12 protein-coding genes and 1 tRNA gene are annotated in these 13167 nt (G+C 67.2%); 4 read left to right on the top strand and 9 right to left on the bottom strand.

Going from position 1 to position 13167, the window contains the following annotated elements; genetic code table 11:
- The gene (locus BMX29_RS16385) at nucleotides 1–771 is read left to right on the top strand and encodes a LamB/YcsF family protein (RefSeq protein ID WP_092814966.1); all 771 of its coding nucleotides are present in this window, start codon (nucleotides 1–3) and stop codon (nucleotides 769–771) included.
- A gap of 299 nt (nucleotides 772–1070) precedes the next feature.
- Here BMX29_RS16385 and BMX29_RS16380 read toward each other — a convergent pair whose 3' ends face one another.
- Together BMX29_RS16380 and BMX29_RS16375 are read right to left on the bottom strand one after the other, a co-directional pair.
- Complete coding sequence (locus BMX29_RS16380; protein ID WP_092814963.1) at nucleotides 1071–2321, bottom strand: glycerate kinase type-2 family protein; 1251 nt, start codon at nucleotides 2319–2321, stop codon at nucleotides 1071–1073.
- Between the two features lie 93 nt (nucleotides 2322–2414).
- Complete coding sequence (locus BMX29_RS16375; RefSeq protein WP_043846709.1) at nucleotides 2415–2804, bottom strand: hypothetical protein; 390 nt, start codon at nucleotides 2802–2804, stop codon at nucleotides 2415–2417.
- On the opposite strand from BMX29_RS16375, the gene BMX29_RS16370 reads away from it, so the two are divergent.
- Both BMX29_RS16370 and BMX29_RS16365 read left to right on the top strand, forming a co-directional pair.
- Complete coding sequence (locus BMX29_RS16370) at nucleotides 2803–3171, top strand: I78 family peptidase inhibitor (protein ID WP_175471219.1); 369 nt, start codon at nucleotides 2803–2805, stop codon at nucleotides 3169–3171. The two genes, BMX29_RS16375 and BMX29_RS16370, sit on opposite strands and share 2 nt — an antisense overlap.
- A gap of 75 nt (nucleotides 3172–3246) precedes the next feature.
- Nucleotides 3247–3654: a universal stress protein gene (locus BMX29_RS16365; protein WP_043846706.1), complete on the top strand. Its 408-nt coding sequence runs from the start codon at nucleotides 3247–3249 to the stop codon at nucleotides 3652–3654.
- A gap of 69 nt (nucleotides 3655–3723) precedes the next feature.
- On the opposite strand, the gene BMX29_RS16360 is transcribed toward BMX29_RS16365, so the two are convergent.
- The 4 genes from BMX29_RS16360 to BMX29_RS16350 form a co-directional block, all read right to left on the bottom strand.
- Complete coding sequence (locus tag BMX29_RS16360) at nucleotides 3724–3912, bottom strand: PLDc N-terminal domain-containing protein (RefSeq protein ID WP_092814957.1); 189 nt, start codon at nucleotides 3910–3912, stop codon at nucleotides 3724–3726.
- Between the two features lie 135 nt (nucleotides 3913–4047).
- Nucleotides 4048–4665 (bottom strand): hypothetical protein, encoded by a 618-nt coding sequence (locus BMX29_RS18950; protein ID WP_139197069.1) that lies wholly within the window; start codon nucleotides 4663–4665, stop codon nucleotides 4048–4050.
- A gap of 4 nt (nucleotides 4666–4669) precedes the next feature.
- Nucleotides 4670–6871, bottom strand: coding sequence for an excinuclease ABC subunit UvrB (uvrB, locus tag BMX29_RS16355; RefSeq protein ID WP_092814954.1), 2202 nt, complete (start codon nucleotides 6869–6871; stop codon nucleotides 4670–4672).
- Between the two features lie 95 nt (nucleotides 6872–6966).
- Nucleotides 6967–7043 (bottom strand) — tRNA-Arg (locus BMX29_RS16350).
- A gap of 192 nt (nucleotides 7044–7235) precedes the next feature.
- On the opposite strand from BMX29_RS16350, the gene katG reads away from it, so the two are divergent.
- Nucleotides 7236–9551, top strand: coding sequence for a catalase/peroxidase HPI (katG, locus tag BMX29_RS16345; protein ID WP_092814951.1), 2316 nt, complete (start codon nucleotides 7236–7238; stop codon nucleotides 9549–9551).
- A gap of 252 nt (nucleotides 9552–9803) precedes the next feature.
- On the opposite strand, the gene BMX29_RS16340 is transcribed toward katG, so the two are convergent.
- From BMX29_RS16340 to BMX29_RS16330, 3 genes are all read right to left on the bottom strand, one after another.
- Complete coding sequence (locus tag BMX29_RS16340) at nucleotides 9804–10748, bottom strand: MYG1 family protein (protein WP_092814948.1); 945 nt, start codon at nucleotides 10746–10748, stop codon at nucleotides 9804–9806.
- Nucleotides 10749–10942: 194 nt separating this feature from the next.
- Nucleotides 10943–11599: an alpha/beta family hydrolase gene (locus BMX29_RS16335; protein ID WP_092814945.1), complete on the bottom strand. Its 657-nt coding sequence runs from the start codon at nucleotides 11597–11599 to the stop codon at nucleotides 10943–10945.
- Nucleotides 11600–11787: 188 nt separating this feature from the next.
- Entirely contained in the window at nucleotides 11788–13074 is a 1287-nt protein-coding gene (locus tag BMX29_RS16330; protein WP_092814942.1) for an O-acetylhomoserine aminocarboxypropyltransferase/cysteine synthase family protein, read from the bottom strand.
- Nucleotides 13075–13167 lie beyond the last annotated feature (93 nt).

Genomic DNA, 13167 nt, shown 5'->3' with positions numbered 1-13167 from the left:
ATGGCACGCGTGGATTTGAACGCGGATATGGGCGAAAGCTTCGGCCCCTGGCCGATGGGCAACGACGCGGCCCTTCTCGAAGTCATAACCTCGGCGAACATCGCCTGCGGCGCCCATGCCGGCGACCCCGACGTGATGGCAGAGACCATGACGCTGGCCGCGCGCCATAACGTCGGCATCGGAGCGCATCCCGGTTTCTCCGATCTGCAGGGCTTCGGCCGCCGCAGGATGCATGTGCCTGACGCGTCGCTCGGAAACCTCGTCCGCTACCAGGTGGCGGCGTCCGTGGGCATGGCCCGCGCGGCTGGCGGGAGGGTGCGGCACGTCAAGCTGCACGGCGCCATGGCGAACATGGCCGCCGAGAACGAGGCGATGGCCCGTGTGGCATACGAGGCGGCGCTGTCGGTCGATCCGGACCTGATCGTCATGGTGCTTGCCGGCACCGCGCAGGAGGCCGCCGCCCGATCGCTGGGCTGTCTCTGGGCGGGCGAGATCTTCGCAGACAGAGCCTACGAGGACGACGCCACGCTGGTGGACCGGTCGAGGGAGGGCGCAGTGATCCACGACCCAGAAGAGGCCGCCGCCCGCGTTGTCGAAATGGTGCAGGCCGACGCAATCATCGCGCGCTCGGGCAAGCAGATCCCCGCGGCCATCGACACGATCTGCCTTCACGGCGACGGCAAGACTGCGCTGGAGATCGCGCGGACCGTGCGCGACCGCCTGACGGCTGCCGGCGTCACGCTGCAAGCCTTCGACGGGCGCCGCGACTAGCGCAGGCATTGGTCCCGCCGCTCTGCTGGCAGGAGAGGTCTGGCGGCACGTGTGTTTCCAGTGCGAGGGTTAAATCGGCCCGCTCGGTGCTCGTGGCCAAACGACTGTGCCCGATCGCACTTCAGGTTCATCCGGATACGGTCTGCCCGAATCCGCAGAATTCCAGACCGGGCGGGATGGACCTATGCTTCAAGGTTGAGCTGCCCAGTCCCGGTTTCGGCTCTGCGATCCGGCGCGCGCTTGGGGGCATCCGGTTGCGGGGTGACGTGACGGGTCCTGCTCTGCCCGCGCCGCCCGGCCTAGAGCAGAACCAGAGCCTGCACGTCCGCCACGTTCGTGCCGGTGGCCTCCACCTTCAGAAGGTCTCCGGCGAGGTCGAGCGCCCGGTAGCTGTCATTGTTCGCGAGAAGGGCCGCAGCGTCGCCTCCGGCTTCGGAGATGCGGCCCGCGGTGCCCGCATCCACGATCCCGCCGGCGGCGTCCGTGGGGCCGTCGCGGCCGTCCGTGCCACCCGACAGGAACGCCCAGCGACGACCCGGAGCGCGGGCGCCCATGGCGACCCGCAGCGCCAGTTCCTGGTTCCGGCCACCCCGGCCATCGCCTCGGATCGTCACCGTGGTCTCCCCGCCGAACAACAGCACGCCGGGGCCCTCGGGGGCGTCGAATGAGTCGAGGATTTCCGCCGCCGCGTCGGCCACGTCGCCGACCAGCGCATCGTTCACCACCCGCGTGGACAGGCCAGCCTCTTCGGCGGTGGCTGCCATGGCATCGAGCGCGTGCCGGTTCGATCCTATGAGTACGTTCGTGGCCTCCGGCAGCGGTTCGGGCGGGGGCGCATCGGTCAGTCGGCGGCGTGCGGCCGCGGGGATGCGATCCCAGAGACCCGCCTTCTTCAAGGTCGCGCAGGCGTCCTCCGCGGTGCCGACCGGGCCGACTGTCGGGCCGGACGCCACCGCCCGCAGGTCGTCTCCGATCACGTCCGACAGGATGTAGGCGCTGACGGACGCGGGTGCGGCGTGGCGCAGGAAGCCGCCGCCCTTCAACTCGGACAACTGCTGCCGAACGAGGTTCATCGCAACGATGTCGAGGCCGCCCGCCAGCAGCGCCTCGTTGACGGCCTTCTTGTCGGCAAGCGTCAGGGGCGGCACCGGCGCGGGCACCAGCGCCGAGCCGCCGCCAGAGATCAGCGCGATCACCGCGTCGTCCGGCCCGGCCTGATCGAGCATCGCCATCACCTCGCGCGCCGCCGCGGCGCCCGCCTCGTCCGGCACCGGGTGACCGGCGCGCAGAACACGGGCGCCCGGCACCTCCGCGCGGTTTTCGTGGTGCGTGACGGCAAGCGCGCGGCAGGGACCGTCGATGTGCGGCAGAAGCGTCGCGACCATGCGCGGTGCGGCCTTGCCGATGCCGATCACGTAGGTCCGTCCTTCGGGCCGGGGCAGGGGATGCCCCGCGAGAGCGGCTTCGAGCGCGCGGCCCGGATCGGCAGCGCGCACCGCGGCGTCGTAAAGGGCACGGGCGAGGGCGCGGGGGTCGGTGGCGTCTGTCATCGGTCTCTCCTGCACGTCCGCAGGAGAGGAGCGCACGGGGTGCGGCAATGTCAATTCGGCCTAAGGTGGGCGGCGCACCGGTCCTGCGCGCGATCAGCCCTCCTGCGCGGCGATCTGGGCGTAAGTGGCGCGACACTGTCCGGCCCCGCGATCGGCCGAGGCGCTCAGGGCCGGGATCCGGGCCCGCAGATCGGCCGCGCGGCGGCGCACCTCGTCCATGTTCACGTTCACCCGGCGCGGCACACGCTGGACGCGGTCGCGCCAGCACGGGTGAATCGTGCCCTTGTAGCCGCGGCAGGTCGTATAGACCGGGTAGGTCCGGACGCGGTACTCGATGGCATAGCCACGGGCGATCGTGCGTTCGAGATCGCGCAACTCGGTCTCCGCGGCGGTGAGGCTGGATCTCGCCTGCGAGACGCAGCGTTCCAGAGGAGTGGCGCAGGCCGCAAGCAGAAGGAGGCCGAGAATGGGAAGGGCACGCATGGCAAGAGATCCGATTTTTCCCCACCTTACCGCGCGGGGGCGCGCCGTCGACCCCGCCAGTGGGCGGGGCGTTCACGAAGCGGCGACGGGGAGGCGGCGTCTTGGGCTCTTCGCAGCGGGGCTGGTGGCGCTGACCGCGTGCACCGACATGCCCGCGCCCCGGCCCGAGGCCCCCGGTCCGGACGCCTGCGGCGCGTCGGGCTACCAGTCGCTGATCGGGCGTCCGCTCGCCGCGGTCACGCTGCCGGCCGACCTTGACGCGCGCACCTACGCGAAGGGCGACCCGGTGACGATGGACTACCGCGCGACACGGCTCAACATCGTGACGGACGACGACGGCACCATCATCGAGGTGCGTTGCGGCTGATCCTGTGGGCGCGTTCTGACATGGATCAAGGCGCACCTTCCGTGGCTCTGCCAGAAGCGGGTTAGGAGGTGCGCCATGTACAAGAAGATTTTGATTCCAATCGCTCCCGATCACATCGAGGCACTCGAAGACAGTATCGCTCCGGCCCGAGCGCTGGCCGACGAGGGGGCCGAGATCCACGCGCTTTGCGTGGTCGAGACGATCCCGCTCTACGTCGCTGCCGAAGTGCCGGCGACGGTCTACGAGAAGGCCTCGCACGAGATGGAGCAACAGCTCGAACAGGCGTTTGCCGAGATGCCCGATGTGAAGGTGCGCGCGGTGAACGGCTCGCCGGCCTCGAAGATCGTCGAGATCGCGGGCGACGAGGGCTTCGACCTCGTTGTCGTGCGCTCGCACAAGCCGGGGATCCAGGACTGGTTCCTCGGCTCCACCGCCGGACGGGTGGTGCGACACGCGCCCTGCGCCATCCACGTGGTGCGCTGAACGGGCAACCCATGGAAAACGGGCGGCCCTTCGGGGCCGCCCGTCGTCGTTCGGGTTTCTCGCCCTCGATCAGACGTGGGCGGTCTTGCCACCACGCGGTCCGAACAGCAGCCAGGCAATGAAGCCAAGGACCGGCAGGATGAGGATCGCGAGGGTCCAGACGATCTTGGCCAGCGTCGAGGCCGACGAGGTGAGGGTCTGGTAGATCGCGTAGATGTCGAGGATCAGGACGATCAGTCCGAAAAGGCCATATTCCATGACGTGGTCTCCGAGATGAGGGTGCGTATCAGCTTATCCTCATAACGCTGCGGCGAGGTGTCGCGTTCCCACAGGAGATATGTCGTTGAGGGTTGGCTATATTTTGGACGGAGAAACAAAAAGATAATCCGTCAGCTAGCTGCTCGCGATCGAACTCCATCGCCGGACATAATACTCAATCGACTCGATGAGAATTCTTGCTTCACGCGCATCGTGGCGGCTGCTTCTCTTGCCTTTTATCCCTTCAAGCTCACGAATTGTATCGATCGTATCTATACAGGCAGTAATTACATAGCCGACCGAGAAACTGGAAGAACCAGGTCTGGGGTGGGCGAAATAGTTTCTCATTTCCTTCATGAAACCTAAGCCGCGGTTAGGGCTCTTGTGGGCGTGGGCGTCGCACTTTGGAATGATCGCGCCGGACTGAAGATTAGCTCTATCGAGCAACGCACCGATCCCAGCTACACGTGCGGAGGCTTGAGACTCTAAGAGCTCAATGAATTCTGGGGACTTCGAACTGCGGCCTGCATTGTAGTTTGAATAGGCCTTTTCCTCAAATTCTTTGGTGAAAGCGCCGAAGCCGTCCGTGCGAGTGAGCTTCTCAATAAGCAGGGCGTATAACGCATCGTGTAGTGAAATCACAATCCATCGCACGTTCGTTTCGTCTTTGATGCCTTGGCGCAATTGTTGGTCGGCAAGCAGTAGGCAACTTATGAAATGCGATCCCTCTTCAAAGGAGTGATACTCGGCCAAAAAGTCACCCTTTCTTTTTCCGCTGCACGTTGCCGCCTCTTTGTCCCGGCCGTCCCGCTGTCGACCGGCCCTTGGACTTGGTGGCCTCGGCGGACGCCTTGTCGACCGCCTGCTGCCGCGCGAGCGGGTCGTCGGCGACGGCGAGGTCCACCGCTTCCAGTCGCTTGACCTCGTCGCGCAGACGGGCGGCTTCCTCGAATTCGAGGTTCTCGGCGGCCTTGCGCATGTCCTCGCGCAGGCCCTCCAGAACGGCCTGCATGTTCGACCCCTGCCGCTTGTCGTCGATCTTGGCGGTCACCCGGTTCATGTCCACGTCGCCCTGGTAGAGGCCCGCGAGGATATCCTCGACGTTCTTCTTGATTGTGGCCGGCGTGATGCCGTGTTCCTCGTTGTAAGCGATCTGCTTCTCGCGGCGGCGCTCGGTCTCGTTCATCGCCCGCTCCATCGAGCCGGTGACGCGGTCGGCGTACATGATGACCCGGCCCTCGGCGTTCCGCGCGGCGCGGCCGATGGTCTGGATCAGCGAGGTCTCGGACCGCAGGAAGCCTTCCTTGTCCGCGTCGAGGATGGCCACCAGGCCGCATTCGGGAATGTCGAGCCCCTCGCGCAGGAGGTTGATGCCCACCAGCACGTCGAAGGCACCGAGACGCAGGTCGCGCAGGATCTCGATCCGCTCGATCGTGTCGATGTCCGAGTGCATGTAGCGCACGCGAATACCCTGCTCGTGCAGGTATTCGGTCAGGTCCTCGGCCATGCGCTTGGTCAGCACCGTGGCAAGCGTCCGGTAGCCCGCCTGGCTGACCCTGCGGATCTCGTCGAGGAGGTCGTCGACCTGCGTCTCCACGGGCCGGATCTCGACCTGCGGGTCGAGGAGGCCGGTGGGGCGGATGACCTGCTCGGTGAAGACGCCGCCGGACTGGTCGAGCTCCCAGTCGGCCGGGGTGGCCGACACGAAGATCGACTGCGGGCGCATGGCGTCCCATTCCTCGAACTTGAGCGGACGGTTGTCCATGCACGACGGCAGGCGGAAACCGTGCTCGGCCAGCGTGAACTTGCGCCGGTAGTCGCCGCGATACATCCCGCCGATCTGCGGCACGCTGACGTGGCTTTCGTCGGCAAAGACGATGGCATCGTCGGGGATGAACTCGAACAGGGTCGGGGGCGGCTCGCCCGGGGCACGGCCGGTGAGGTAACGCGAGTAGTTCTCGATGCCGTTGCAGACGCCGGTGGCCTCCAGCATCTCGATGTCGAAATTGGTGCGCTGCTCGAGCCGCTGGGCCTCCAGCAGCTTGCCTTCGCCGACGAGCTGGTCGAGCCGCTGGCGCAGCTCCTTCTTGATCTTCTCCACCGCCTGCTTGAGCGTCGGACGCGGCGTGACGTAGTGCGAGTTGGCGTAGATGCGGATGCGTTCGAAATCGCCGGTCTTCTGGCCGGTCAGCGGATCGAATTCGGTGATCGCCTCCAGTTCTTCGCCGAAGAAGCTGAAGCGCCAGGCGCGGTCCTCGAGGTGGGCGGGCCAGACCTCGAGCACGTCGCCGCGGACACGGAACGAGCCGCGCTGGAAGGCCTGGTCGTTGCGGCGGTACTGCTGGGCCACGAGGTCGGCCATGACCGCGCGCTGGTCGTATTCGCGCCCGACGAACAGATCGAGCGTCATCGCGCCGTAGGTTTCGACCGAGCCGATGCCGTAGATGCACGAGACCGAGGCCACGATCACCACGTCGTCGCGTTCGAGCAGGGCCCGGGTGGCCGAGTGGCGCATCCGGTCGATCTGCTCGTTGATCTGTGATTCCTTCTCGATATACGTGTCCGAGCGCGGGACGTACGCCTCGGGCTGGTAGTAGTCGTAGTAGCTGACGAAGTACTCGACGGCGTTCTCCGGGAAGAACTGCTTGAACTCCCCGTAGAGTTGGGCCGCCAGCGTCTTGTTCGGAGCGAGGATGATCGCCGGTCGCTGCGTCTCCTCGATCACCTTGGCCATGGTGAACGTCTTGCCGGTGCCCGTCGCGCCCAGCAGCACCTGGTTGCGCTCGCCGGCGCGCACCTGTTCGGCCAACTCCTTGATCGCCGTCGGCTGGTCGCCCGCCGGGGCATATTCGGTGTGCATGACGAACGTCTTGCCGCCCTCCAGCTTCTCGCGCTGCCGCACGTCGCCCGCGGGGGCGTGCGTCAGGGCTGGCATGGCATCGGGGCGGTTGTTGTGCATCGGTGGGGCTCCTCGGATCGCCCTCCACACTTGAGCGCGGAGGCGCCGGGTTCAAGGGCTGGCGGGGCAGGGGAACGGGGCGCAGGCGCGGTGTCTGGCGATCCCTTGAGGACTCGAACCCCAAACCTGCTGATTAGAAGTCAGCTGCTCTATCCAGTTGAGCTAAGGGACCGCGCTGCCCTCGTCATGCCGCGAGCGAGCCGCGTATGCAAGCCGCGGCGGTCCGTCGCGGGGGCGGGTTTCTCCGGCGCCACGGTGGCCGGGGGCGATCAGCGCGCCATGTTCCGGCGTGCAACGGGCGCGGCCCCCCCCTCAGCTTGGACCCTTCCGCGCCACGCGACCTCTTCGGCGAAGGAGCATTTCCATGAAGGACGAACACGCAGCGACGCAGGGCGCCTGCCCGTTCCGCGGCACGCGCATCGGCGGAGCCACGGGATCCGAACCGCAGCTCGACCACTGGTGGCCGAACAGGCTCAAGGTCGAGCTACTGCACCAGGACCCCGTGCAGGCCAATCCGTTCGGCGCGCACCACGACTACGCCGAGGCGTTCTCCAAGATCGACTACGACGCGCTCAAGGCCGACATCCGGTCGTTCCTGACCTCGTCGGTGGACTGGTGGCCGTCGGACTACGGGCATTACGGCCCGCAGATGATCCGCATGGCCTGGCACTCCGCCGGCACCTACCGCATCGCCGACGGCCGCGGCGGCGCCGGGCAGGGGATGCAGCGCTTCGCGCCGATCAACTCGTGGTGGGACAACGGCAACACCGACAAGTCGCGTCGCCTGCTCTGGCCGATCAAGCAGAAATACGGTGAGGGCATCTCGTGGGCGGATCTCATGGTTCTGACCGGCAACGTCGCGCTCGAGATCATGGGGCTCAAAACCTTCGGCTACGGCGCCGGGCGCATCGACGCGTGGGAGGCCGACCGGGCCACCTACTGGGGTCCCGAGGGCTGGAACGGGAAGCGTCCGAGCGAGGCCCCGTCGGGGCCGCTGGAGGGCCACCCGAACCAGATGGTCACCCGTGACATCCGCTGGGAGGGTGACGTCGAGGAGGACTATTACGACCTCGAGAACCCGCTCGCCGCGTCGCACCAGTCGCTGATCTACGTCGATCCCGAGGGCCCGAACGGCAACGGCAACCCGATCGACTCGGCCCGCGATATCCGCGAGACTTTCGCTCGAATGGCGATGAACGACGAGGAGACCGTGGCCCTGATTGCCGGCGGTCACGCCTTCGGCAAGTCCCACGGCATGGTCACGCCGGACAAGATCGGTCCCGCCCCCGAAGGCGCTCCGATGAGCGCCATGGGTATGGGCTGGAAGAATCCCGAAGGTCCGGGCTTTGCCCAATACACCATGACCAACGGCATCGAGGGCTCGTGGACGCCGGAGCCGACGCGCTGGGACAACGACTACCTCACCAACCTCTTCGCGTTCGAGTGGGAGAAGACCGAGAGCGCCGCAGGCGCGGTGCAGTGGAAGCCCAAGGATCCCGAGGCCCCCAAGACGCCGGACGCGCATGTGGACGGTCAGATGAACGAACTCATGATGATGACCTCGGACATCGCGCTGAAGGAAGACCCGGCCTACCGCGCGATCTGCGAGAAATTCCTGAACGACTTCGACTACTTCTCGGATGCCTTCGCGCGGGCCTGGTACAAGCTGACCCACCGCGACATGGGCCCCAAGGTCCGCTACATGGGCCCCGAGGTCGCCTCCGAGGACCTGCCGTGGCAGGATCCGATCCCGGCGCTGGACCACCCGGTCGTCGACGCCTCGGACATCGAGGCGCTCAAGCGGAAATGCCTCGACACTGGGCTCGGCGTGCCGGCGCTGGTGTCGGCGGCGTGGTCCTCGGCCGCGAACTATCGTGACAGCGACAAGCGCGGTGGCGCGAACGGTGCGCGCGTGCGCCTCTGGCCCCAGAATGGCTGGGAGGTGAACCGGCCCGCCGAGTTGTCCAAGGTGCTCGACGCGCTGGAGACGATCCAGTCGAAATTCAACGGCAGCGCCTCGGGCGGCAAGCGTATCTCGATGGCCGACCTGATCGTGCTGGCCGGCTGCGCCGCGGTCGAGAAGGCGGCGAAGGATGGCGGTATCGATGTCGAGGTGCCCTTCGTCCCCGGCCGCATGGACGCGAGCCAGGAGTGGACGGACGAGACCTTCGAATGGCTCAAGCCCGTCTCGGACGGCTTCCGCAATTACCACAACGAGCAGGTCGGCTATAACGTCGCGCCGGAGCAAATCTTCCTCGACCGCGCAATGCTGCTGAAGCTGACGGCGCCCGAGTGGACGGCTCTGTCGGGTGGCATGAAGGTTCTGGACCAGAACTGGGACGGCTCGAAGCACGGCCTTTTCACCGATCGCCCCGGCGTCCTGTCGAACGATTTCTTCCAGGTCCTGACCTCGCCCGAATACGAGTGGGAGCCGCACGACGACCGCGAGATGATGTTCAACCTCAAGGCCCGGGCATCCGGCGAGACCGCCTTTACCGCCACACGCTGCGACCTGGTGTTCGGCGCCAACGCGCAACTGCGGCAGGTGGCCGAGGTCTATGGCGCGAATGACGGCAACGAGCGGCTGGTGCGCGACTTCGTGAAGGCGTGGCACAAGGTGATGATGCTCGACCGCTTCGACGCGAAAGAAGAGCGCGAAAAGGTCATGTCGGTCTGCTGACCGATCCGGCCCGAACAGGAGTGCGCGCGTCCGCCGAAGAGGCGGGCGCGCGTTTTCGTTCCGGTGGGAACCGGGCTGGCGTCAGGTCATGCGGAAAGGCCAGTTCTTACGGCGCCCGCGGCTCGCTCGGAGCCGGCCGGAAGAAGCGAGGCTTATCCGGCGCGCGCCGCGCACGCACCGAAAACTGGAGAAGCAGGCACTGTCCGCGAGGCCGTACCGCCGAGTGGCACACGGACAGGCCCGCAACCCACCTTACCCGGCAGCCGTCGCCGCCTCGTCGCGTTCCGCCGCGGCGACGGCCTTGTTGGCCATCTCCAGAGCCGCGTCGCGGGTCGCCGCAACGGCGATGAAACGGGCGTTGTGGCAGAACTTGGCGCCAGTCACGCCCGAAGCCTCTTCGAGCGCGGCATCGGTCAGGCCGGCCCACGGCTCCGGCAGGTCCGCGCGGTTCTCGAAGGTGTCGCCGCCTTTGCGGATCGTGGTCAAGGCCCAGTCTCCGTCACGCGGGTTGACCACGAAAAGCAGGTGGTCCGCGCCCGCCTTCTCGACCGCCGAACGGAACGGCATGCCCTGCGGAAGCTCCAGCACCCGGCCTTCACCTGCGGCCGCGATGGCGTCGGTCACCATCGCCTCCGCCCGGCGCTTTGCCGCCTTGACGCGGATCGAGGCCTCCACGAAGGTCCGCGCTACCGCCATGGCCTCGCCGAAAGCGGCGTCGTCAGCGCCGGCCTCGCGGGCGTCAAAGGGGGGCTTCAGGCTTTCCAGAAGCGCCGGCAGGGTAAGGCCCGACAGCGGTCCGGCGGCCGAGGGCTCGACTGCCCCGTTGTCCACGAGGTCCACCGGCAGAACGAAGCTCGCGTCGAAGCTGCGGTGGATATCGTCCACATGCGCCTCGGGCACCGAGAGCGCGCGCAGGTAATCGTGGCCGAACCGGGCCCAGATCAGCCCGAACGAGCTGTAGGGGTGGCCGTCCTCGCGCAGCGGCACCGGCGACTGGTGGTGATCGAAGATGCCGGCCTCGGCGTCGTAGTCCCGTCCCACGTCGTAGATGATCTTCCCCGCGCCGGGCGTGATCCACTCCTTCGCGCGCGAACGGACAAGTTCGGCCTCTGGGTAGAGCCGGGTGAGGATCACCGACGACAGGAGTTCGTCGGCGTGGAAGCCACCGGAATGGGTGACGAGGTGGGTGATGGTCATGGGGAGCCTCGCGCGTTTGGCGTCGGGTCGGTCGAGCGCATTCGGCGCGCCGGTTCGGGCTGACCTTTCGCGAATCCGGGGCGCGCGCGCAACCGGGGACTGGCGCGCGGACCGACCGACGTGCAGCCCGTCGCGCAGGATGTGCCCGCGCATTGCCGTGTCGTGACCTTCGGCCAAAACGTAAGGCAGCCCGCTCAGACGGTCTTGGCCTTCACCATTTCCGCGCACCATTGCGCCACCACGCCGCAGACCTCGGTCAGGTGATCGGACTGCCGCAGCCCCGTGACCGTGACGCGCGGGGCGAGGTCGTGATCGCCGTCCTCCAGCCAGTGCAGCCGGATCGCGTCGGACAGCCCGTAGCCGGCCACGTCCCGGGGCGTGCCGAAGGGATCGCGCGTCCCCTGACAGATCAGCGCCGGGGTCCGGAGCCCGACCAGGTGCGCGGTCCGCAGATTGTCCGGCTTGCCGGGTGGGTGAAACGGGTAGCCTAGACAAAGCACACCGGCGATGCGGCTCGACTCGAAGGCTTCGTCGGCAATCAGGGTGGCGACGCGACCGCCCATGCTCTTGCCGCCGATGAGCAGGGGGCCGTCCACGTCGACCTCGGCGAGGGCCGTGCGAAACTCCTCTTCCAGGATAGCCATGTCGGGTGGAGGACGCTTGGCGCCCCCGGTGCGGCGGTCGGCCATGTAGTCGAATTCAAAGCGCAGGACGGAGACGCCGCGTGTGGCCAGACCCTCGGCCACCTCGGTCATGAAGGGCGTGTCCATGGGCGCACCCGAGCCATGTGCGAGGAGAAGCGTGGCCGTGGGTTCTGCGGCCGGCGTACGGAGGAAGGTGGGGGTGCTCATGTCACCGGATCGCTGATCGGACCGCGCAACGGGGCGCGTTGGGCGATGCGATACGGTGCCGGAGAGACTGGCGCAACATCGGAGGTATCGGAGCCACGTGCCGGGCGCGGGAAGGGCTGTCTCCCGGCGCACAACTGGGCGAGGGAGGTCCGGCTGCATGGAATAGCCGAACCTCCGCCTTTGCTGTCTCAGGCGCCCGCGGCCGAAAGGCCCTGGTCGAGATCGGCGATGATGTCGTCCACGTCCTCGATGCCGATGGAGAGCCGCACCACGTTCGGCGCGGCCCCGGCGCGCATTTGCTGCTCCGCCTCGAGCTGGCGGTGCGTGGTCGAGGCGGGGTGGATGATGAGGCTGCGCGTGTCGCCCAGATTGGCCACGTGGCTGAAGAGTTTAAGGCTGTCCACGAGTTTCACGCAGGCGTCGTATCCGCCCTCGAGGGCTACGGTGAAGAGCGCGCCCGCGCCCTTCGGCACGATCGCCTTGGACCGTTCGTAATAGGGCGAGGATTCGAGGCCGGCATAGGTCACCGCCTCGATCCCGGACCGCTTTTCGAGCCACTCGGCGACGGCGCGAGCGTTGGCGACATGCCGCTCCATGCGCAGGCCGAGCGTCTCGATGCCCATCAGGCTGTAATGGGCCGCCTGCGGGTTCAGCGTCATGCCGAGGTCGCGCAGGCCCACCGCCGTGGCGTGGAAGGTGAACGCCATCTCACCGAGCGCCGCGAAGGTCAGGCCGTGATAGGCCGGCTCGGGCTGCGAGAGGGACGGGAACTTGTCGCTGGCGCTCCAGTCGAACTTGCCCGAATCGACGACGACACCGCCTGTGACCGTCCCGTTGCCGGTGAGGTACTTCGTCGCCGAATGCACGACCAGCGTCGCGCCGTGGTCGATCGGGCGGCAAAGCCACGGCGTCGCGGTGGTGTTGTCCACTATCAGCGGCAGCCCTGCCTTGTCGGCGATCTTCGCCATCGCGTCGAGGTCGGTGACGTAGCCGCCCGGGTTGGCGATGGTCTCGCAAAAGATCGCACGGGTGTTCTCGTCGATGGCGGCCTCGACCGCATCGAGATCGTCGGTGTCCACGAAGGTGGCCGACCAGCCGAAGCGGCGGATCGTGTGGCTGAACTGGGTGATCGTGCCGCCGTACAGCCGCGAGGACGAGACCACGTTGCAGCCCGGTCCCATCAGCGGGAACAGCGCCATGATCTGCGCCGCGTGTCCCGACGAACAGGCGATGCCGCCCGCCGCGCCCTCGAGCGCCGCGACCCGGTTCGCAAGGGCGTTCACGGTCGGGTTCGTCAGCCGCGAGTAGATGAATCCGACCTCCTCGAGGTTGAAGAGCCGGGCGGCGTGATCCGCGTCGCGGAACACGTAGGATGTGCTCTGGTAGATCGGTATCTGCCGCGCGCCGGTGGCCGGGTCCGGCTCGGTGCCGGCATGGACGGCCAGGGTGTCGAAGCCGGGTGTCTTGTCGCTCATCGCTGTATCCTCCTCGTTGCCGCGGACACTACGGAAACCGAGTGCCGGTGAGAAGGCGCGGAAGCACGTTTTCGCGTGGCGGCAAGGTCATGC

It is taken from the genome of Roseivivax marinus, from assembly GCF_900109705.1.
GTDB lineage: Bacteria > Pseudomonadota > Alphaproteobacteria > Rhodobacterales > Rhodobacteraceae > Roseivivax > Roseivivax marinus.
This window is presented reverse-complemented; position numbering and strand designations above follow the sequence as displayed.